The 18,870-nt window shown below is 67.2% G+C and carries 23 protein-coding genes; 6 read left to right on the top strand and 17 right to left on the bottom strand.

The genetic code is table 11. From position 1 onward, the window contains the following. Positions 1-31: 31 nt before the first annotated feature. The 9 genes from FD678_RS15040 to FD678_RS20880 form a co-directional block, all read right to left on the bottom strand. Positions 32-382: a hypothetical protein gene (locus FD678_RS15040; protein ID WP_140725460.1), complete on the bottom strand. Its 351-nt coding sequence runs from the start codon at positions 380-382 to the stop codon at positions 32-34. Positions 383-452: 70 nt separating this feature from the next. Further along, on the bottom strand, positions 453-773 hold the full coding sequence (locus tag FD678_RS15035; RefSeq protein ID WP_218569757.1) for a phage tail assembly protein T: 321 nt from the start codon (positions 771-773) through the stop codon (positions 453-455). Continuing rightward, positions 773-1,120 (bottom strand): hypothetical protein, encoded by a 348-nt coding sequence (locus tag FD678_RS15030; protein WP_140725457.1) that lies wholly within the window; start codon positions 1,118-1,120, stop codon positions 773-775. The genes FD678_RS15035 and FD678_RS15030 overlap by 1 nt, the downstream gene beginning before the upstream one ends. A gap of 3 nt (positions 1,121-1,123) precedes the next feature. Next, on the bottom strand, positions 1,124-1,576 hold the full coding sequence (locus tag FD678_RS15025; RefSeq protein ID WP_140725454.1) for a phage tail protein: 453 nt from the start codon (positions 1,574-1,576) through the stop codon (positions 1,124-1,126). Positions 1,577-1,697: 121 nt separating this feature from the next. Continuing rightward, a complete protein-coding gene (locus tag FD678_RS15020; protein WP_140725451.1) occupies positions 1,698-1,889 on the bottom strand; it encodes a hypothetical protein in 192 nt (63 codons plus the stop codon). Positions 1,890-1,933: 44 nt separating this feature from the next. Next, positions 1,934-2,158, bottom strand: a complete 225-nt coding sequence (locus FD678_RS15015) for a hypothetical protein (protein ID WP_140725447.1) — start codon at positions 2,156-2,158, stop codon at positions 1,934-1,936. A 102-nt stretch (positions 2,159-2,260) separates the two neighbouring features. Further along, entirely contained in the window at positions 2,261-2,656 is a 396-nt protein-coding gene (locus FD678_RS15010; RefSeq protein ID WP_140725444.1) for a hypothetical protein, read from the bottom strand. A gap of 95 nt (positions 2,657-2,751) precedes the next feature. Further along, the gene (locus tag FD678_RS15005; RefSeq protein ID WP_140725441.1) at positions 2,752-3,216 is read right to left on the bottom strand and encodes a lysozyme; all 465 of its coding nucleotides are present in this window, start codon (positions 3,214-3,216) and stop codon (positions 2,752-2,754) included. Positions 3,217-3,226: 10 nt separating this feature from the next. After that, entirely contained in the window at positions 3,227-3,346 is a 120-nt protein-coding gene (locus FD678_RS20880) for a hypothetical protein (RefSeq protein WP_372237535.1), read from the bottom strand. Between FD678_RS20880 and FD678_RS20660 the strand changes: the two genes are divergently transcribed. After that, positions 3,297-3,587: a hypothetical protein gene (locus FD678_RS20660; RefSeq protein WP_256661946.1), complete on the top strand. Its 291-nt coding sequence runs from the start codon at positions 3,297-3,299 to the stop codon at positions 3,585-3,587. The genes FD678_RS20880 and FD678_RS20660 overlap by 50 nt on opposite strands. A gap of 370 nt (positions 3,588-3,957) precedes the next feature. Here FD678_RS20660 and FD678_RS14995 read toward each other — a convergent pair whose 3' ends face one another. Beyond that, complete coding sequence (locus FD678_RS14995; RefSeq protein WP_140725435.1) at positions 3,958-4,665, bottom strand: hypothetical protein; 708 nt, start codon at positions 4,663-4,665, stop codon at positions 3,958-3,960. A gap of 598 nt (positions 4,666-5,263) precedes the next feature. On the opposite strand from FD678_RS14995, the gene FD678_RS14990 reads away from it, so the two are divergent. Together FD678_RS14990 and FD678_RS20430 are read left to right on the top strand one after the other, a co-directional pair. Further along, the gene (locus FD678_RS14990) at positions 5,264-5,788 is read left to right on the top strand and encodes a helix-turn-helix domain-containing protein (protein ID WP_140725432.1); all 525 of its coding nucleotides are present in this window, start codon (positions 5,264-5,266) and stop codon (positions 5,786-5,788) included. Continuing rightward, entirely contained in the window at positions 5,712-6,068 is a 357-nt protein-coding gene (locus FD678_RS20430) for a hypothetical protein (RefSeq protein WP_218569755.1), read from the top strand. The genes FD678_RS14990 and FD678_RS20430 overlap by 77 nt, the downstream gene beginning before the upstream one ends. Before the next feature lie 133 nt (positions 6,069-6,201). On the opposite strand, the gene dusA is transcribed toward FD678_RS20430, so the two are convergent. Both dusA and FD678_RS14975 read right to left on the bottom strand, forming a co-directional pair. Further along, positions 6,202-7,221, bottom strand: coding sequence for a tRNA dihydrouridine(20/20a) synthase DusA (gene dusA, locus FD678_RS14980; RefSeq protein ID WP_140725429.1), 1,020 nt, complete (start codon positions 7,219-7,221; stop codon positions 6,202-6,204). A 91-nt stretch (positions 7,222-7,312) separates the two neighbouring features. Then, on the bottom strand, positions 7,313-7,696 hold the full coding sequence (locus FD678_RS14975) for a winged helix-turn-helix transcriptional regulator (RefSeq protein ID WP_140725426.1): 384 nt from the start codon (positions 7,694-7,696) through the stop codon (positions 7,313-7,315). A 159-nt stretch (positions 7,697-7,855) separates the two neighbouring features. On the opposite strand from FD678_RS14975, the gene FD678_RS14970 reads away from it, so the two are divergent. Beyond that, the gene (locus FD678_RS14970; RefSeq protein WP_140725423.1) at positions 7,856-8,731 is read left to right on the top strand and encodes an SDR family oxidoreductase; all 876 of its coding nucleotides are present in this window, start codon (positions 7,856-7,858) and stop codon (positions 8,729-8,731) included. Positions 8,732-9,200: 469 nt separating this feature from the next. Then, a complete protein-coding gene (locus tag FD678_RS14965) occupies positions 9,201-11,297 on the top strand; it encodes a TonB-dependent siderophore receptor (RefSeq protein ID WP_140725419.1) in 2,097 nt (698 codons plus the stop codon). A gap of 36 nt (positions 11,298-11,333) precedes the next feature. Here the strand turns inward: FD678_RS14965 and dinG are convergent, their stop codons facing one another. The 3 genes from dinG to aroE are packed head-to-tail and all read right to left on the bottom strand — an operon-like array spanning position 11,334 to position 14,729. After that, a complete protein-coding gene (gene dinG, locus FD678_RS14960) occupies positions 11,334-13,463 on the bottom strand; it encodes an ATP-dependent DNA helicase DinG (RefSeq protein WP_140725416.1) in 2,130 nt (709 codons plus the stop codon). Between the two features lie 53 nt (positions 13,464-13,516). After that, entirely contained in the window at positions 13,517-13,852 is a 336-nt protein-coding gene (locus FD678_RS14955; protein ID WP_140725412.1) for a hypothetical protein, read from the bottom strand. Positions 13,853-13,880: 28 nt separating this feature from the next. Then, positions 13,881-14,729 (bottom strand): shikimate dehydrogenase, encoded by an 849-nt coding sequence (gene aroE / locus FD678_RS14950; RefSeq protein WP_140725409.1) that lies wholly within the window; start codon positions 14,727-14,729, stop codon positions 13,881-13,883. Between the two features lie 54 nt (positions 14,730-14,783). Here aroE and FD678_RS14945 point away from each other — a divergent pair, with 54 nt between their 5' ends. Beyond that, a complete protein-coding gene (locus FD678_RS14945; protein ID WP_140725406.1) occupies positions 14,784-15,671 on the top strand; it encodes a TolB family protein in 888 nt (295 codons plus the stop codon). 12 nt (positions 15,672-15,683) lie between these two features. On the opposite strand, the gene FD678_RS14940 is transcribed toward FD678_RS14945, so the two are convergent. Together FD678_RS14940 and FD678_RS14935 are read right to left on the bottom strand one after the other, a co-directional pair. Beyond that, entirely contained in the window at positions 15,684-16,121 is a 438-nt protein-coding gene (locus FD678_RS14940) for a GNAT family N-acetyltransferase (RefSeq protein WP_140725402.1), read from the bottom strand. Positions 16,122-16,172: 51 nt separating this feature from the next. Beyond that, entirely contained in the window at positions 16,173-18,692 is a 2,520-nt protein-coding gene (locus tag FD678_RS14935) for a sulfite reductase flavoprotein subunit alpha (protein ID WP_256661956.1), read from the bottom strand. Between the last annotated feature and the right edge of the window lie 178 nt (positions 18,693-18,870).

Here is an 18,870-nt window from a genome sequence, read left to right as displayed (position 1 = left end):
GCGTCTTTCTTAAGACTATCGAAGGCACTTTTTACTCCGTCACGCCATCCTGTCTCCTTTTTTTCTCATCTTTCTTCTCATCGCCTTTGATCTCAGATCTTTTTGACTCGTACAGTGAAATATCTCCATCCTTACCAAGGTTAAAGAAACTATTGTACTCCTCAAGTTTATTTGAAGTTTTATCCAAATAAGTCTTTGCTGCCGACTTGTCCGACTCCATATTTATTACTTCAGCTATTGATGATCCGGTTTTTTCAAATTCTTTTCGAATCGTCTGTGACATTTCACGGGCAATACGGGAAGCCTCAGCCATCGAGGCACGAAACCCCTCTGTGTCCAGGCGTATCTTCATATAAAGCGCAGAGTTGCTATCGATATTCATATTTCATAAATTCCCAAGGGTAAAATTAAATTCGACGCCATGGAAACTGAAGATTACGATCCCCTTTATGTCAATGGCGTTTATTCGCATTTGCTGCAGCTTGGAACATCTCGACCAACTGCTGGGACCTCAACCCGGAGTCGTCCTTTGGTGCCCGTCGCTCGACCAGCATGAAATCGACAGGCGAAGTTTGATTTCCATGTACCCTGGCCAGCACGTCGGTGAGCTGTGCCAGCATCCACTGCAATGGCTCGTCCAATGGCTCTATGGAGGCGAATGCATACATCTCAGATAGCTGGCGGGACGTGAGTCCCGCCAGCATCTGATCCGGATGCGCATAGCCCAAGCGCCACGCGATACGGAACTGAAGCCGGCGCTCGGGCCGGCTCATCAGTTTTTTTCGAGTTCCTCCACGGCAGCGCCGCCCAGTGCGTTCAACTTCTGCGCCGTCCGGAACACGCGATCCAAAGCAGCTGCCGACTTGGCCCCGAGTTGCACGACCTCCTTGTCGGTGAACAGCCGCTCCCCTTTCTCGTCGATCATGCACAACGCAACGAAGCGGGCCCGGAAGTCCTCCGTCTTCGGCTTGTCGCCTCCATAGGTCTCCTGTTCCCACCTATCGCGATCGCTTGCCGACATGGTGGCTACTCGTACGACACCACTCCATTCAGGAACCGGAACATCCTCTGTCTTGCGGTCGTTGATGGCGAGGATCTCGCCCTTGGTCAGCAACGGCATCCGTCAGCCCCCGGTCGGCGCGGTCACGAGCGTGAAGTCACGCGGCAGCAGATCGGCAGTGAAGGTCAGCACGGCGTTGACGCCCGGGGTCACATTGAACGCGGCCACCTTCGCCACGAACGTGGCCATGTCGCCGGTCGGCAGCACCATCAAGAAATGCAGCTCGTCGTTCGGCTCTGCATTGCGCAGGATTTCCTGACCAGCGGATTGACCAACCGGCCAGCGATGACCCGCCACTTGGATCGTCTGGCCGCCCGAGAGGCCCACGATGTTCTCGACCTGAGTCGAACGCAGGTTGGTGGCATCCAGGGTGTTGGCCTGCCCGCGGCCGAAGGGGAAGGCAGTCAGGCCATCCACTTCACTGTACTCCGCAGGATTGTTGGGAGTCGTGGGGGCAGCGCCGGTCTTGACGTACAGCGCGGAGTTCTGTGCAGAGATAGCTTTGTTGTCCGACATTGATGGGTATCCTTTTCTGATAGAGATGAAAAAACCGCCTTGCGGCGGTTGTTGGTTCGCTTCTGCTCCGACTCCGATGCAGATCGCGGAATCGTAGATGGGGCGCGGGCTCGGCCCGGTGTTATGCCTGTTCGGCCACCAGCTCGGGGGCGAACCGATACTTGGAGCCTACGGTCAGGTCTGCCGCATCCGCGGCCGGAACGGTGGTGATGATGCGCGGCTCGCCATTGTCCACCTCGGCGAAGGTGAGCTGGATGTAGCCTGGACGATTTGCGCCTTCGTACTTGGATTCAAGAATGGTGATGATGTTCATTTCCTCGCTTTTCCTCGATGTTTGTTGACGGATGTTTGTTCAGTTCAGGCCATTACTGACTTGAGTTCTTCCACGGCTTCCTGAAGATCGACGATATGTTCTCCGGCTGCGTTGTCCACGCGCTCGACGTGGTCCCTGACGGCGGCGATCGCCTCGTCCTGCGCCGCGACGGCTTGCTGGAGACTGGCTAGGGCAACCGAGATTTCGGCGACCTCTCGTTCGATCTTGTGGACACAATCGATGATTTCTTCGAAACCTTCGTTCGACATCTTGCTTCTTTCCTCTCTAGTGATTGCCCTGGCGGGCGGTTGCCAGTAGGCACGATGACCTACCGGATCAAACTGCATGCTGGTCTCACGATGGCCAGTACCTCAGGACTCAGACTTCAAGGGCTCGGAGATGGCCTCGTATCGATCGATGCATTCGTCTCGCTCGGACTGGGATAGTTCGGCGGCTCGTACAATGCTCGCCGCACTTGCCCTGCGTAATCGGTCCTCTTCAGCAGGTGCTGCGGCAGCGGCGGCGTTTTCGGACAGGCGGCGGGTCTCGCAACCGGCCCACTCCAGGCGCAGCCGCCCAAGCTCGCTATCCCTGCCAGTAGCGGCAGCTGCCATGCGCTTTCGAAAATCCGATTCGATCCTTTCTTCACGGTCATCTGCGGCGTCGGCCGCTTCCTGCATCGCCCGGTCTCGCCCATCTTCGATTCTCCTCGTCTCCATCTGCATCGCGGCTTCCTCCCTGGCTTGCAGGGCGTCGCGAGCAGTCATCTCCAGTTCGGCTGCTCGGTTCCGCCATTCCCAGCCACCCCAGAAGGCCGTGGCCGTCCAAAGCGCCACGACCAGAACGGCGATGCATGACCGACTCAACGTTCCTGCCACAGGGCACGTCCTTCACAGAGCGCACGCTCGTCGTCGCGACGCAGCACCAAACCTCGCACCTCGCGACCACCGGCGTACTTCCAGCGGTCCAATTCTGCGCAAGCGGCCGGCCAGTCATTGGCGGCGGCCTTGCGTTGCAATGCGCTACCGCACACCACTTGCGGCCCTAGGTTGAAAGCCGCACTGGTCAGCGATGCTTCCACCTGCCGCAGCATCGGGACGCCGATACACCGACGTACATGGCTGTTGGCTTCGGCCATATCCGCGCGCAAGAGCGATTCGCACTCCTCCTTCGTGTATTTCTTGCCCGGCGCGACGTCGGGGCCGGTGTGGCCATAGCAGACCGTGAGCACGCCTACCGCGTCCAAGTAGGGCATATAGCGCACGCCTTCCCATTTGATGATCAGAGGCGCCGCCAGAGCCGCAACTCCGGCGGCGATAGCGGCCATCGCTTTTCCCTTAACGGCCACGGCTGCGTCTCCACAGGGGAATCCATTTGGTAACCACGTGATGGAATATCAGCATCGTGGTGTACACGATGGTCAATGCATACACCCAATCCTGGAGCGAATACCCCATGATGGATACTCCAACCACCGTGGCAGGCGGCGACAGTTTCGCGACACCAGAGGCGATGCCCTCTGCGTACTGGCTTTCCAACTTGCTTCTCCTCGCACCAGTGTGCCGTCCTTTCCGGCGGCGCTTGGCTTTTGTTGATTTGCAGGGGTTCATCCCCGCTGCATTCGCCGAATCAATCCTGGCGGCACGCCATGCTCATCGCGTGAGGAGCGAGGCTTGGAATCAATCCGTCTTCTTCTAAGCCGTCGCCATCGCGGGCGATCCGCTCGCTCTAGGAAAGTGATATCGGCTTATCGATTCAACTTTCCATGTTACATAATCTATCCACTTTATCGTCGGCCCTTCAAGCCGACATTCCTCGAAGACTTTCAGGCGATGCTGGCCCTGCAGTTACTTTGCAAACACTACTTTTGACGATGACGAATATGCCTTCCGTTCCGTCGGCCATTCAAGCCGACAACCGTCCGTTTCTACACAGAACAGCGAAGAAGAAAGGCCCGCCATTGAGGCAGGCCTTTCGAAGTGTCGCATGCTTGCGAGGTAGCTCGGTCCCGTGAAATTACACGATCATTCCTTTGCAAAGGCTTTCATCATCACGGCTTCATGCCGTGTCATGCCAGGACTTCGCTTTCTTCCCGCAATGCCCTTCTTAGCGCAGATGCGGCTTCGGCTTCCGCGTCGCTGAGTGTATTTAGCATCCACATGTATGCGGGTGCCCAATGCCGTCGATAGCTTTCGACATGCCGGCCTATGGCCTCCGCCCGTGCACGATCGCTCACCGGGATTACGCCGCTCCCGTTGCACTTCTCGCACTTGATCACTACGCCCGCGCTATTACGGATCTCCCCGCGTGCTCCGCAATTCGGACAACCATTGCGCTTCTTTATTTCGTTCAATGCAGCCAGGACCACGCGCGGCAGCATGCTCGGGAACTCCTTCGGCCAGCACTGGGCCTTGGCCTGTTCGAACGCTTCACGTGCCCGTTCGAGCTCACGCCGCTGTTCGCCGGTCACGACGCCGTGGTAGCCGGCGCACACTTCGGCCAGGCTCAACGACAGGCGGGCATCTCTGACCAGGTCGGCCTGGCGAGCCCATTCTTTGCGGACCACTATCAGCACATGGTCCATGAGCACCCGTGTCGGGCGGACGACGTCGGAGCAATGGCAGCATTCCAGCACCTCCCGGCCCAAGCCGGGTGGTACGAATGCCAAGGCACCCGGCACGTCCAGTTGCGCATGTACAACGTCGCTCCTGATACGCAGATCGAAACGGACGCTTCTTGGTCCAAACCTCGCCAGAAGCTCTCGAACATCAGCCATGATCCATCTCCTTTAGTCCCCTGCCACCATCTATTCGCATTCTTCGTCCATGCCATTGCGGATCCTTGCCAGCTGGATCTCCATCCACTCTCGCTTGGACTTCCCGCCAGGTTCGCAAGGTACTTCCGTGGTGTCTCACGGCCTGAGAGGGTGCGTGGATGAGTCAGGCATCACTTCACATTCCTCGGAAGACGCCTTTAGCGGCATCGCTACTCGCCGACCACGCGCTTCGCACTCGCGATGACGCGCCATCGTGTGCAGCTCTGATTAAGTATTCATATTTTCATTTCATGCACGCGCGCCTCTCGCATGCGTGCGCTAGATATTCGTTTATCGACCGCCGGTTATTTTCTTCCGGCCATCCGTGTTGCTCGAACGAGCGCACACAATCCGGAACCGCCGTTCGAGCGACCGTCATGCATGACGAGAGCCCTGGATGCAGGCATCTACGCGCCGTCCATCTGGTCCTGGATGAAGCCGCGCGCTCGATGGTGCGATCTCGTACTTCCGAGGATGAAATGCCTTTCAGTCCAAGGTAGCATATTGCTACGAGCTGTCAATAGCAAATTGCTAATCACCTGGACGCAGCATCCTCGACATGAGCAATCCGAACCGCCTAAGCGCGATCAAGGAGAACCGCCGGCAGCGGCTTGCCCTGCTGTTGCAGGAGCGGGGGAGACACCTCGTGGCGGAGAAGACCGGCCTGAGCCCCAGCTACCTTTATCAGATGAGCGAGGCCAAGGGCTCGTCGGCGAGGAACGTGAGCGACGAGACCGCCGAGTCCATCGAACGCGCGTTGGGCCTGCCGGCGGGTTGGCTGGACATCCAGGCCTCCGTCTCGTCTCAGCCTGAGATACTGGATCCCGGCAGACTGCACTCCGCAATCACCTTCCTCGAGAACCTGTTCGCCGCGAAAGGCAAGGTCTTCGCGGCATCGGCCAATACCGCGATGATCGCGGCGGTGTATGCCGAGCTGCTGAAGTCGCCTGAAGCGAACCTGGTCGAGATGAGTGTGCGCTACGGTTCGCAGATCGACGAGGGCAGCAATGAGCGACAAGGACAGGTTGGAAGCGTTGGCAGCCATGATCGCCCGGCAACTCGAGGCCGCGCCCGCACGGCCTAAGCTTCGCCTGGTACGGGCGGAAGACCTTCCGGAGCCGGTATCGACCCGGCGGGACCTCGTGAGCCGTGCCTGTCGTCTGGAGCGGATCCGTTGGTTGCAACGGACATACCAACTCCAGTTCCTGGTGAATCAGGCCGCCTTCGGCCGCGACGGGCTCGAGTGCCTTTCCGACGACGAGCTTGTCGAACTGCACAGGAAGCTGGAACGGGCACGCGAGTGCGTCGTCGAAGGCATTTCGTTGGAGGACGCCGACTTGATCGAGAACATGGCGTTGAGATGACCTGGGACGATTCTTTAGCTTTTTGCTATCCAGCTGCGCCCTGCCACTGGCGGCAAGCCAGCTAGGGCCTACGGCTTGGCTGTTCGTACGTGGCGATGTTCAGCGGTGCCGGCGCGAGGCTGATGCGCGCCACTCACGCGGCCGCCACGCGCAACGCCTGCGCGTGCGTGACATCCAGGGCTTGCTCGACCAGCGACCAATCCGCGCCCGGGCGGTGCGCGCCTTCGCTCAGTATCTGGCGGAAGGCGCGGCCGCCTGGTTGGCCATGGAACAGGCCGAGCACGTGGCGGGTGATGTGCTTGAGCGCCAGGCCTTCGGCCAGGCGCGCTTCCACGTAGGGACGCAGCGCGCGCAGCAGGTCGGCGCGCGCCCGTAGCGGCATGCCGTACAGCGCGGACTGCATCTCGTGCAGCACATAGGGTTCGTGATAGGCGGCGCGCCCGATCATCACGCCGTCGACGCGGGCCAGGTGGTCCTGCGCGGCAGCGACGCTGGCGATGCCGCCGTTGAGCACGACCGGCAATGCCGGGCGCTCCTGCTTCAGCCGGTACGCCCAGTCGTAGCGCAGCGGCGGGATCTCGCGGTTTTCCTTGGGCGAAAGGCCTTGCAGCCAGGCATTGCGCGCATGCACCACGACCATCGCGCTGCCTGCCGCGACGACCTGGTCGACGAAGCTGGCGAACAGCGCGTAATCGTCGTCTTCGTCCACGCCGAGGCGGCACTTCACCGTCACCGGGATCGAAACCGCGGCGCGCATCGCCGCGACGCAGTCGGCGACCAGCGCCGGTTCGCGCATCAGGCAGGCGCCGAACCGTCCGGCCTGCACGCGGTCGGACGGGCAGCCGCAATTGAGGTTGACCTCGTCGTAGCCCCAGTCCTGCGCGATGCGCGCCGCCTGCGCCAGCAGCGCGGGATCGCTGCCGCCAAGCTGCAGGGCCACCGGATGCTCGGCCGGATCGAACCCAAGCAGGCGCTCGCGGTCGCCATGGATCACCGCATTGGCGTGCACCATCTCGGTATATAGCCGCGCCGACGGCGCCAGCAGCCGGTGGAACACGCGGCAGTGGCGATCGGTCCAATCCATCATGGGCGCGACGGACAGGCGCAGGGAATCGGCGTAGCGGGCCGGTGCGGAGGGAATCGCTTGGGTCATGACAAAAGCGCCTGTCGCACGGGGCGGGCGAGGCGGTGGGAACGGGACGAGGGCCGATAGCTTACATGCGGCGTCTGAACGGACATGGCATTCACGCGGCTTGCGCGTCATAGGCCTGGCGCGCCTGCAGGATCGCCGGGTGCACCTGTGCGGCCCAGTCGATCAGGGCGCCAAGCGGCACCAGCATCGATCGCCCGAGCCCGGACAGGCGGTATTCCACGCTAGGCGGCTTGGTCGGGAAGACATGCCGGGTGATCAGGCCGTCGCGTTCCAGGTCGCGCAGGCTCTGGGTCAGCATGCGCTTGGAGATGTCCGGCAGCGCGCGATGCAGCTCGCCGAAGCGCAGCGGCCTCTCGCCCAGCGCGACCAGGATCAACGTGGTCCATTTGGCGGCGAGGTGGTCGAGCACGTCGCGCACCGGGCACTTGCCCTGCAGCTCGGCATTGCCGAGCACGGCGGATATCGGGATGGACATGCGGGTTCCTTGCAGGTAACCAAGGGAGGGGAAACTGCCTTCTTACGCGGCTCGGTTTCGGTCTCTATTCTAGACCATGTCTCTCCCGCGAATCCCCGCACGAAGCAGCACACGCTCATGTGCGCGGATTCGGTCCCGAAACCTGACAGGAACCGCGCCATGCCCCGCACCTCTCCCCGCTTGCTCGTTACCGCCGCCACCGGCCAGCTCGGCCGCAAGGTGGTCGCCGAATTGCTCAGGAAAGTCCCCGCCACCGACCTGGCCGTGGCCGTGCGCAACGCCGGCAAGGCCGCTGACCTGGCCAGCGCCGGCGTGGACGTGCGCGTCGCCGACTACGCGCGCGCCGAGGGTTGGGATGCAGCCTTGTCCGGGATCGAACGGGTGCTGCTGATCTCCTCCAGCGAGGTCGGCCAGCGCGTCGCCCAGCACCGCAACGTGATCGATGCGGCGGTGCGCGCCGGCGTCGCGCTGATCGGCTATACCAGCGTGCTGCGCGCCGACACCAGCGAACTCGGCCTGGCCGTGGAGCACCGCGAGACCGAGGCGCTGCTGCGTGCTTCGGGCCTGCCGGCGGTGCTGTTGCGCAACGGTTGGTACACCGAGAACCTCACCTATTCGCTGGCGCACGAACTTGCCAGCGGCGTGCGCTTCGGCAGCGCCGGCGACGGCCTGATCTCGACTGCCAGCCGCGACGACTACGCTGCAGCCGCCGCGACGGTGCTCGCCGGGAACGGCCATGCCGGCAAGACCTATGAACTGGCCGGCGACAGCGCTTATACGCTGGCCGAATACACCGCCGAAGTAAGCCGGCTCTCCGGCAAGCAGGTGGCCTACCAGGACCTGCCGCAGGCCGATTACCGCGCAAGCCTGCTCAAGGCCGGCCTGCCGGCGCCGTTCGCCGAGATGCTGGCCGACAACGATGCCGCGGCCGCGCGCGGCGCGCTGTTCGACGATGGCCGCCAGCTCAGTGCGCTGATCGGGCGGCCGACCACGCCGTTGGCGGAGACGTTGCGGGCCGCGTTGGCGGCAGTTTGAAGAAGTAGAGGACGGGACATCCTCGCGGGAGCGGCTTCAGCCGCAATGGGCCCTACCGGCAAAGCCTGCCGCGGCTGAAGCCGCTCCCGCAGTTGCCGGTTGATCGGCGCGCCGATGTTGCCCGCAGCCAGTCCGCTGCATCCATGATCCGAGCGCCGACTTCGAAGTTGGAGGCCCGTTCGACTTCGACGGCTTCGATCGACTCGGCCACGGCATGACGTCGCCACGCCAATTGGCATCGGCCGAGGCCCACGCGGGAGATGCTTGCAGGGTTGCGGGCTCCAGATAACAATAATCATTATTGTTTGAGATCCTGCATGGGTCCGCCGCGATCTTCCGTCAGGAGTGGCACGTCGGCCGGCCGCGAGCCGGCCGTTTCGCATTCGGGCAAGGCGCCTGGCAGGCGGATCGGTTGCGTTCGTGGCGGCGGATTCCAGGCAGGTCCCCGCTCGCTGCCCTCTTCCCCTGCATGCCCACCCCAACCCGCATCTCCCACTGCATCGCCGCGGCGCTTGCCCTCCTCCCCGCGTCGGCTGGCGCCGCCGAGCCGACGACGAACCCGACCACGCTCGATGCCGTGCAGGTCCGCAGCCAGCGCCCGGCCGGCGAAGAACGCAGCGCCAGCGGCGCCACCCGCACCGACACGCCGCTGCTGGAAGTGCCGCAGGCGGTGCGGGTGCTGTCGCGCAGGCAGTTGGACGATCTCAACGCCAACCGCCTGGCCGACGCGGTCGACTACGTCAGCGGCGTCACCCGTCTCAACGATTTCGGCGGCACCTGGGACAACTACGCGATCCGCGGCTTCAGCAACGCCAATGGCGGTTCGCTGCTCAACGGCTTCGCGTCCTCGCGCGGCTACGGCCCGCAGCGCGACATGGTGTCGGTGGAGCGGGTCGAATTCCTCAAGGGCCCCTCGGCCGCGCTGTACGGCAGCGGCGAGCCCGGCGGCACCTACAACGTCATCACCAAGAAGCCGCTGTTCGCGCCCTTCAATCGCCTGACCGTGGGTGGCGGCAATCTCGGCTACGCCCGCACCACCCTCGACAGCACGGGCCCGCTCGGCCAGCGCCTGGCCTACCGCTTGAACCTGGCCGCCGAGGACGGCGCGAGCCGCAGCACGCTGGTCGACAGCCACAAGTACGTGCTCGCACCGGCGCTGACCTGGCAGCTGGGCGAGGCGACCACGCTGGACTACGACGGCGAGCTGATCCGCATCCGTACGCCGCTCGACCGCGGCCTGATCAACGTCGGCGGCAAGCTCGGCCTGTTGCCGCGCGACCGCTTCCTGGGCGAACCCGGCGATCCCGACCTGCACGTCAACGGCGATACCCATCAGCTCCGGCTGGTGCACGAACTCGCGACGGGCTGGACGCTGCGTGCCGGCGCTTCGCACCGCGAAACCAGCTTCCACGGCCGCGCCGCCGACCTGCTCGGCACGCTGGCCGCCGACGGCCGCACGCTGAGCCGCCGCGACAGCTGGCGCACGCTTCCGGCGCGCGACAGCATGCTGCAGTTCGAGGTCGAAGGCCGCCTCGACACCGGCATGCTGGAGCATCGGATGTTGGCCGGCATCGAGGGCTCGCGGCTGGCCACCGGCATGGACCTCGCCTACTCCGCGCTCTCGGCCGATCGCTACCCGATCGACATCTACGCGCCGGTCTACGGGCAAGCGCATCCGCCGCTGGCGTTCACCACGAGTACCGACGACGTGCAGCGCGCGGCCGGCCTGTTCCTGCAGGACCAGATCGGCCTGGGCGAGCGCTGGAAGCTGCTGGCCGGCGTGCGCCTGGACCGGTTCGAGCAGCGCGTGGAGAACAACCTGGCCGGCACGCGGCAACGCCAGCGGCATTCCAAGGCGTCGCCGCGATTGGGCGTGGTCTATATGGCCGGCCCGCAGCTGTCGTTCTATGCCAATGCCAGTTCGTCGTTCCGTCCCAACAGCGGCGCCGACGAGAACGGCAACGCCTTCGCGCCCGAGTCGGGGCGCTCGTTCGAACTCGGCAGCAAGTGGCTCTCGGCCGACGAGGAGGTTTCGGCCAGCCTCGCGCTGTTCGACATCCGCAAGCGCAACGTGCTGACCCGCAGCCCGACCAATGCCAACTTCAGCATCGCCGCCGGCGAGGTCCGCAGCCGCGGCGTGGAGGCGGACGTGTCCGGGCAGCTCGGCGAGCACTGGCGGGTGACCGCCAGCGCCGCCTACCTCGACACCGACGTGCTGCGCGACAACAACGCGGCGCTGGTCGGCAAGCGACTGCTGAACATTCCCGACTTCAGCGGCAGCCTGTTCGCGATCCGCGAGGCCGAGCTGGCCCGGGGCCGCTACGGCGTCGGCGCGGGCATCACGCACGTGGGCGAGCGCACCGGCACCGCCACGGATACCTATCGCCTGCCGGCCTACACCACCGCGCGGCTGACCGCGTACTGGCAGCCGCTCCCGCGCCTGAAGCTCAGCGCCGATGTCTACAACCTGTTCGACCGCGAGTACTACACCGCCTCGTGGGGCGCGCTGACCGTCATTCCCGGGCTCGGCCGGCAGTGGACGCTGGGCGCGCAGCTGGACTTCTGAGCGGCGGCGCAGCCCGAAGGGCCGCGTCCCGACGACTCAACCGATCACCCGCCGGAACGGCGGCAGCGCGTCGATGATGCGGCGGCCGTAGCGGCGGGTGAGCAGGCGCGAGTCGAGGATGATCACGCGGCCGTGGTCGGTGGAGCTGCGGATCAGGCGGCCGGCGAACTGGGTGAGCGTGCGCAGCGCGTGCGGGATCGCGATCAGGTTGAACGGGTTGAGGCCGCGGCTTTCCATCCATTCGCCGAGGGTGGCGGTCTGCGGGTCGGTCGGCACCGCGAACGGCACCTGGGTGATGACGACCGTGGTGCAGGCCTCGCCAGGCAGGTCCAGGCCTTCGCCGAACGAATTCAGGCCGAACAGGACCGAGCCTTCGCCGGCCGCGATGCGGCGCAGGTGCTCGCCGATCAGCTGGCTCTTGTTGCCCTCGCCTTGCACCAGCACGCGGTTGCGCTGCGCCACCGGCAGCAGGTCGGCGACCTTCTCCATCTTCCAGCGCGAGGTGAACAGCACGATGCTGCCCTTGCCCCAGTCCAGTTCGCGCACGAGGTAGCGCGCCACTTCCCTGGGATGGCCTTCGCGGTCGTCCGGCGTCACCGGGAAGCTGGGCACCACCAACTCGGCCTGGTTGGGCAGGTCGAACGGCGAGGCGAGCGCGGTCATCTCGGCATGCTCGGGCACGCCGTTGTCGATCGCGAAGGATTGGAAATCGCCGCCGCCGGTCAGCGTCGCCGAGGTCATCACCACCGAGTCGACCTCGCTCCACAGCAGCTTGCGCAGCACCTGCGCGGCCGACACCGGCGAGCAGTGGCAGACCAAGTCGCCGTCGCGCGACAGCGTGATCCAGCGCGCCATCGGCGGCTGGCCTTCGCTGTCCTCGCGGCGCCAGCCGCCCCACAGGGCGTGCTGCTGCTCGACCATCTCCAGCGCCATGCCGAGGTTGCGCTGCAATCGCTCGCGCGCCGCGTCGTCCTGCTTGGCCTTGGCGACCAGCCCGTGCGCGGCGTGCACCCAGTTGAACAGCGCGCGCGTGTCCTCGCCGAGTTCCTCGATCGCCGGCCGCCAGTCCGGCGGCAGCTGGCCGTTCGGCGCGCGCCATTGCGGATCGCGCTCGGCGGGATCCGGCTTCCAGGCCTGCCCGACCATGGCATGGAACGCCCTGAGCAGCTTGCTCACGCGCGCGGCCAGTTCGATCGCCTCGTTCGGCAGCAGGTTGCCGATCTTCTCCTTGTCGATCGCGCGGTAGGCCGCGGCGATCAGGATCTGCAGCTTGCCGGTGCGGCGCGCCATGTCGTCCAGCGGCAGGTTGGCGGCGCCCTGGTCGATCGCCACGCCGGCGATGTGGTGGCCTTCGTCGAGCACGAGCAGCATGTCCGAGGGCGGCGCGATCAACGGCTGGCCGTTGTCCGAGTCGCCGAGCGACAGCGCCGACAGCAGCAGCGCGTGGTTGGTGACCACGATCTGCGCCTCGCGCACGTCGCTGCGCGCCTTCAGCACCGGGCATTGCGCCGAGTAGCTGCAGCGCCGGCCGGCGCATCCGGAAGCCGGCGTGGTGATGCGCATCCGCAGCGATACCGGGACCGGCTCGGGAGCCTCGTCGAGGTCGCCGTTCCACTTGCGGTCGGCGTAGGCCTTGGCCAGGCGGTGCGCGATCTCGGCGTCGGCCGGGCTGAGCGGCCGGTCGTACAGCGCCTGCTCGTCCTCGAACATCGACTCCTGGCTGGCCTCCCCGTGCAGCTCGGCGGCGTTGCGCGTGCACAGGTAGCGGGTGCGGCCCTTGGCCAACGCCACGCTGGCCTCCAGCCCGGTGGCCTTGAGGAAGGCGGGGATGTCGCGCTCGACCAACTGGGATTGCAGCGCGACGGTGCCGGTGCTGATCACCAGCTTCTTCTTGCTGGCCAGCGCGATGGGCACGCCGGCGGTGAGATAGCCCAGGCTCTTGCCGACGCCGGTCGGCGCCTCGACGATGCCGATCCCGCCGGAGGTCGCCAGCGCGCGCGAGACCACGCCGATCATCTGGCTCTGCGCGCGACGGGTGGCGAAGCCGGGGGTGTTGGCCTGCAGGCTGGCGTAGGCCGCGCGGATGCTCGCCTTCAGCGGCTCGCCCAGCTGGCGCCGGGGCTCGGACGGGGTCGTGTCCGTACCCGGACTGGCTGCATCGTTCATCCGGCTATTTTCTCATGCCCGGTCGCACCGGCCGAAGCCGGGCCCTCCGAGGCTCAGGCCGCGCGCGGCGGACGCAGCGCCCGCACCAGCGACAGCACCAGCAGCACCAGGCCCGTCGCCTGGATGGCCGAGACGAGGAAACCGACCGCGATCGCGACCGTGCGGATCATGCTCACGGACTCGCTGCCGAAGTGCATCAACATCATCGGCAGCGCGCTCGTCAGTGTACCCAGCAGCAAGGCCAGCAGGATCAGCGATATCCCCCACAGGCCGCCACGGCGCGGACGGCCCGCTGGCGCCACCGCCAGCATCACGAATCCGGCCACCAGCGCCGCCAACAGCGGCAGGTGGACCAACAGGCCGCCCAGCACGACGGCCAACATGCTCATCATTTCCATTCCAATCTCCCTTTGGATTTCAGTCTTCGCCCACCAGCAACGCGCTGCGCTCGCGCAACGCCGCGTAGACGGGCGCGGTATCCGGACGCACGCCATGCCAACGTTCGAAACTCTCCGCGGCTTGCTCGACCAGCATCCCCAGTCCGTCCACGCTGTTGCGGCATCGCGCCGCGCGCGCCCAGGCCAGGAAGGCGATCGCCGCGTCGCCGTAGTTGAGGTCGACCGCAGTGGTCATGCTGTTGACCAGCGACAGCGGCAGCGAGAACGCCGCATCCGGCTGGCGGCCGGCCGAGGTCGAGTTGACGACCAGCTCGAAGTCGCCCAGGTCGTGCAGGTCCTCCCAGTAGCGCGACACCGCGCGCGCCGGCTCGCCGAGCACGTCGCACAGCGCGTCGGCGCGCTCCGGGGTCCGGTTGACGATCACCATCTCCAGCACGCCGGCGTCGAGCAGCGCCGGCGCCACGCCGCGCGCGGAACCGCCCGCGCCGAGCAGCAGCACGCGGCGGCCGCGCAGGTCCAGGCCGTGGCGATCGGTGAGATCGCGCACCAGCCCGGCGCCGTCGGTGTTGTCGCCGTGCCAGCGGTCGCCGTCGCGCACCAGCGTGTTGACCGCCCCGGCCCGGCGCGCGCGCGCGCTGAGCGTGGCCGCCAGCGCGAAGGCCTGCTCCTTCAGCGGCAAGGTGACGTTGGCGCCGGCGCCGCCCTCGGCGGCGAAGCGCTCCAGCGTGGCGGCGAACGCGTCCGGGGCGGCATCGATGGCGGTGTATTCCAGCGCGATCCCGTGCTGGCTCGCGAACGCGGCATGGATGCGCGGCGACAGCGAATGGGCGACGGGGTGGCCGAACACGGCGTAGCGGGAAGCGGGCATGGAGGCACTCTCGATTGGCTAGACTTGCGCGTCCCTTCTCTGCAGGAGAACCGCATGCGATTGCGAGGATCGCTGCTCGCGCTGGCGGCGAGTGTACTCTGCGTCCCGTCGGCAACGGGACTGGCCGAGTTCGGCATCGAAGGCATGGGCGTGGTGTCCACGCCCGCCAATGAAGTGCGCGCCACGGTGTCGCCGGACGGCCGGCGCATCGTCTGGGGCAGCACCGACCGCGCAGGCGGCGCGGGCGGCTGGGACCTGTGGCAAGCCGCCCTCGCCGGCGGGCGCTGGAGCGATCCCGTGCCGTTGCCGCTGAATTCGCCGGCCAACGATTTCGATCCGTTCTTCAGCGCCGACGGGCGCTGGCTGTACTTCTTCTCCAACCGGCCGGGCGGCTTCGGCGGCGACGACCTGTACCGCGCCGCGGTCGGCGCGGACGGCTTCGGCCCGGTCGAGAACCTCGGCGCCGGCGTCAACACCGCGGGCGACGAATGGGCGCCGACGCTGTCGCTGGACGGCACCCGCCTGCTGTTCTCCAGCGACGGGCATGGCGGCGCGGGGGGCCACGACCTGTTCGTGGCGCGCTGGGACGGCCGCGCCTTCGTCGATCCGCGCCCGGTGCCCGGCGTCAACACCGACGCCGACGAGTTCGACGCGGCCTGGCTGGGCGATGGCCGCGCGCTGGTGTTCGCGCGCTCGGCCGATCCCGCGACCAAGCCGGTGCGGCTGTGGCTGGCGCAATGCGCGAACGGCCGCTATGGCGAGGCGCAGGCGCTGGCGGTGTCGTTCAACGACGCCGAAGGCACCACGCTCGGCCCGGTGGTGGACGCCTCCAAGCCCGGCGAACTGCTGCTGAGCGGCAGTGCCCGCGCGCCGAAGGCCGGCAAGCTCGACATCTACCGGATGAAGGCGCCGGCCGCGAGTGGGGACGACCGCTGCCGCTGAAGCGGCGACCGTTCACTCCAGGCGCAGCTCGTAGACGTGCTGGGTCTTGATGTTCCGGAAGCCCACGCGTTCGTAGAACCGGTGCGATGCCTCCCGGGCCACGCTGGACCGCACCATCATCGCCCGACCGGGCCCGGCCTGCGCCCATGTGCGGGCCGCATCGGCCAGCGCGCGCCCGACGCCACCGCGGCGCAGGTGCGCGTCCACTACCAGCGCCACGATCTCGCAGCGCTCGCCCAGTTCGAGCATCAGCCGCCGCTCCACGGCGACGAGGCCGGCCAGAGGGCCCTCGGCGGCGGCCGCGACGAACACCGCATGGCGGGGCGAAGCGGCGATCGCCCGCCAGCGCGCCGCCGCTTCGGCTTCGCCCACCGGATAGCCGAGCTGCGTCAGCAGCCGGGCCATCTCGGCCGCATCCTGGGCGCGTGCGGGGCGGACCAGGAAGGACATGTCCAGGACTCCGGGATGGAAGATCCCGATACGATGCCGGCGGCGGACGGCTCAGTAAACGTCGCGGCGATAGCGGCCCTCGGCCACCAGCGCATCCAGCCCGTCCTCGCCGAGCTGGCGGCGCAGTTCGGCATCCACCGCCTGGGCCATGCCCTGCAGGCTGCCGCAGACGTGGATCACGGCGCCGCGCGCCAGCCATGCCCGCAACTCGCCGGCGCGTTCGCGCAGGCGATCCTGCACGTAGACCTTGTGCGCCTGGTCGCGCGAGAACGCCAGGTCGAGCCGCTGCAGGTGCCCCTGCGCGAGCCACGCATCCAGTTCCTCGCCGAACAGGCGATCGTGCGCCGCGTTGCGCTCGCCGAACAGCAGCCAATGCCCGGGTTCGCCAGCGCGCTGCGCCTCGACCAACAGGCTGCGCAGGCCGGCGATACCGGTACCGTTGCCGATCAGCACCATCGGCACGCCCGGGCTGCGGCGGAAGCCGGGATTGGCGCGCACCCGCGCCCGTACCTCGCCGCCGAGCGGCGCATGCAGCGCCAGCCAGCCCGAGCCCAGGCCGGGACGACCGGCTTCGTCGTGCATCAGCCGCACCACCAGTTGCAGCACGCCGTCCTCGGCCACCGAGGCGACCGAGTACTCGCGCGTGCCGAGCGGCGCCAGCGCGTCCAGCCAGGCCTGCGGCTCCGGCAACGCGGCCTCCGGCGCAGGCGTCGGCAAGGCGCGCAGGGCCGCGGCCTCGGCCAGCGCCAGGGTCCGGCCGTCCACCTGCACCGGGGTGCCCGGCTCCAGCCGCCACGCGCGCAGGCACTCGCGCACCACGTCGGGTGGCTGCTGCGGCTCGATCTCGAGGATGTCGCCCGCCCGCCAGTACGTGCCCGCGGGCGGTTCCAGGTCGATCCGCCAGGTCTGGCCGCCCTCGCTGCCGGGATTGAGCCAGCGACGCTCGCGCAGGCGCCAGCTCGCGTACGCGGGCCGGTGCGACTCGAACGAGGCGACCGCCGTGCCGGTGACGCCGGCCAGTTGCGCCTGCCAGTGCGCCAGTGCCTGCGGATCGGCGTTGTCCACTTCCACGGTCGGGAACAGCGCGCGCGCGCCCTGCGCGGTCAGCCAGGCTTCCAGCCGCCGCGAGAATCCGCAGAAGCGCGCGTACTGGCGGTCGCCCAGCGCGAGCAGCGCATAGCCCAGCTCGGGCAGCGCCTGGGCCTGCCGCAGCAGGCGCTTCTCCACGCCGCGGGCGGCGTCCGGCGCCTCGCCGTCGCCGAAGGTGCTGACCACGAACAGCGCGCGCCGGGCGGCTCCCAGCGTGGCCGGGTCGAGCTGCGCCAGCGGCCGCACCTGCGCCGGCAGGCCAGCGGCCTGCAACTGGCCCGCGGCATGCCAGGCCAGCCGCTCGGCGAAACCGCTCTGGCTGGCGAACCCGACCAGCCACGGCTCGCCCGCAGGCGCGGCCGGCACCAGCGCCTGGCGGGCCTCGCGCAGCGCGCGCTTCTTGCGGCGCCGGTCCAGGTACAACAGCCAGCCGGTGACGAAGAACAGCGGCATGCAGGCCGCCGCCAGCATCCAGGCGATGCGCCCCGGCAGGCCGAAGAAGCTGCCGGTATGCAGCGCGTAGAGGCTGGTCAACAGCTGCTCGCCGGCCGATTGGCCGGCATACGGCTGGCGCCGCAGCACGAGGCCGCGGATGCCGTCGATCTCGACCAGGTCGTAGGCGCGCGAGTGCGCCGGGTCGGCCGGCCGGTAGCGCACCGCCACCTGGGTGCCGCGCTCGGGGAAACGCAGGTCGTACAGATCGCGCGCCAGGCCGGGCACGCCGTCCAGCGCGGCCTGCATCCGCTCCAGGTTCCAGGGCTTGCGCTCGCCATCGCCCGGGCGCGCGCCGCGCCCGGCCGCCGCCGCCGGCGTGTCGCCGAACACGCGCACCAGGCCCTTGCGGTACCAGTCGTAGGACCAGTTGAGCCCGGTCAGCGCGATGACGACGTACAGCAGCAGGCACCAGGTGCCGATCACCGAATGCAGGCTCCACAGGAAACCGCGCCCCTGGCGCCGCCACTCCACCACGGCCCAGGCGCGCCAGTTCCACCACTGCCGTGGCCAGCGCAGGTAGAGCCCGGACAGGCAGAAGAACAGCAGGATGAAGGCGCACGCGCCGGTCACCGCCTTGCCGCGCTCGCCGGCGGCGAGATGGCGGTGCAGTTCCTCGATGAACTGGAAGGCGTCCACCCCGCGCAGGTCGTCCAGGCGCTGGCCGGTATACGGGTCGAAATAGAACTCCAGGCGCTGGCCCGGCCCTTGCTGCGCGCGCAGCCGCGAAAGCCGGTCGCCGGTGGGATCGACGATCAGCCGGGCCAGTCGCTGTTCCGGGCCGACCTGCAGCCGGCGCAGCAGCTCGGGCAGCGGCAGCGGCGTCTCGCCGCGGGCATGGCGCTCGCTGATCGCGGCCTGCGCCGGGTTCAACGCGTGCAGGGCCTCGTCCTCGAACGCCAGCAGGGCGCCGGTCAGGCCCATCAGCGCCAGGACCGCGCCGGCGCTGATGCCCAACAGCCAGTGCAACTGGAAGAGCAGGGACTTGATCACGCGAGGGGACGGCGGCCGGAGGGATGGGAGGTGCGCATTCTAAATGAGAACGCTTATCGAACGCAGTCAGGTGCGCCGCGGATCACGCCGGGCCCGTGACCCGCTTGGGGCTGGCCGCCGCCGCCACCGCGCGGTCACGGTCCTGCCATCACGCGCCGCGAGCTTGCCGGCTCCA

Source organism: Pseudomonas sp. Hp2 (genome assembly GCF_006386585.1).
Taxonomy (GTDB): domain Bacteria; phylum Pseudomonadota; class Gammaproteobacteria; order Xanthomonadales; family Xanthomonadaceae; genus Pseudomonas_S; species Pseudomonas_S boreopolis.
Note: the sequence above shows the minus strand (reverse complement) of the source record. Positions and strands in the feature narration are given on the sequence as shown.

Excerpts from the sequence above, each read along its gene's own strand:
- FD678_RS15040 (WP_140725460.1), bottom strand. The coding sequence starts at position 382 with ATGAATATCGATAGCAACTCTGCGCTTTATATGAAGATACGCCTGGAC.
- FD678_RS15035 (WP_218569757.1), bottom strand. The coding sequence starts at position 773 with ATGAGCCGGCCCGAGCGCCGGCTTCAGTTCCGTATCGCGTGGCGCTTG.
- FD678_RS15030 (WP_140725457.1), bottom strand. The coding sequence starts at position 1,120 with ATGCCGTTGCTGACCAAGGGCGAGATCCTCGCCATCAACGACCGCAAG.
- FD678_RS15025 (WP_140725454.1), bottom strand. The coding sequence starts at position 1,576 with ATGTCGGACAACAAAGCTATCTCTGCACAGAACTCCGCGCTGTACGTC.
- FD678_RS15020 (WP_140725451.1), bottom strand. The coding sequence starts at position 1,889 with ATGAACATCATCACCATTCTTGAATCCAAGTACGAAGGCGCAAATCGT.
- FD678_RS15015 (WP_140725447.1), bottom strand. The coding sequence starts at position 2,158 with ATGTCGAACGAAGGTTTCGAAGAAATCATCGATTGTGTCCACAAGATC.
- FD678_RS15010 (WP_140725444.1), bottom strand. The coding sequence starts at position 2,656 with ATGACTGCTCGCGACGCCCTGCAAGCCAGGGAGGAAGCCGCGATGCAG.
- FD678_RS15005 (WP_140725441.1), bottom strand. The coding sequence starts at position 3,216 with ATGGCCGCTATCGCCGCCGGAGTTGCGGCTCTGGCGGCGCCTCTGATC.
- FD678_RS20880 (WP_372237535.1), bottom strand. The coding sequence starts at position 3,346 with ATGGGGTATTCGCTCCAGGATTGGGTGTATGCATTGACCATCGTGTAC.
- FD678_RS14995 (WP_140725435.1), bottom strand. The coding sequence starts at position 4,665 with ATGGCTGATGTTCGAGAGCTTCTGGCGAGGTTTGGACCAAGAAGCGTC.
- FD678_RS14990 (WP_140725432.1), top strand. The coding sequence starts at position 5,264 with ATGAGCAATCCGAACCGCCTAAGCGCGATCAAGGAGAACCGCCGGCAG.
- FD678_RS20430 (WP_218569755.1), top strand. The coding sequence starts at position 5,712 with ATGAGCGACAAGGACAGGTTGGAAGCGTTGGCAGCCATGATCGCCCGG.
- dusA (WP_140725429.1), bottom strand. The coding sequence starts at position 7,221 with ATGACCCAAGCGATTCCCTCCGCACCGGCCCGCTACGCCGATTCCCTG.
- FD678_RS14975 (WP_140725426.1), bottom strand. The coding sequence starts at position 7,696 with ATGTCCATCCCGATATCCGCCGTGCTCGGCAATGCCGAGCTGCAGGGC.
- FD678_RS14970 (WP_140725423.1), top strand. The coding sequence starts at position 7,856 with ATGCCCCGCACCTCTCCCCGCTTGCTCGTTACCGCCGCCACCGGCCAG.
- FD678_RS14965 (WP_140725419.1), top strand. The coding sequence starts at position 9,201 with ATGCCCACCCCAACCCGCATCTCCCACTGCATCGCCGCGGCGCTTGCC.
- dinG (WP_140725416.1), bottom strand. The coding sequence starts at position 13,463 with ATGAACGATGCAGCCAGTCCGGGTACGGACACGACCCCGTCCGAGCCC.
- FD678_RS14955 (WP_140725412.1), bottom strand. The coding sequence starts at position 13,852 with ATGAGCATGTTGGCCGTCGTGCTGGGCGGCCTGTTGGTCCACCTGCCG.
- aroE (WP_140725409.1), bottom strand. The coding sequence starts at position 14,729 with ATGCCCGCTTCCCGCTACGCCGTGTTCGGCCACCCCGTCGCCCATTCG.
- FD678_RS14945 (WP_140725406.1), top strand. The coding sequence starts at position 14,784 with ATGCGATTGCGAGGATCGCTGCTCGCGCTGGCGGCGAGTGTACTCTGC.
- FD678_RS14940 (WP_140725402.1), bottom strand. The coding sequence starts at position 16,121 with ATGTCCTTCCTGGTCCGCCCCGCACGCGCCCAGGATGCGGCCGAGATG.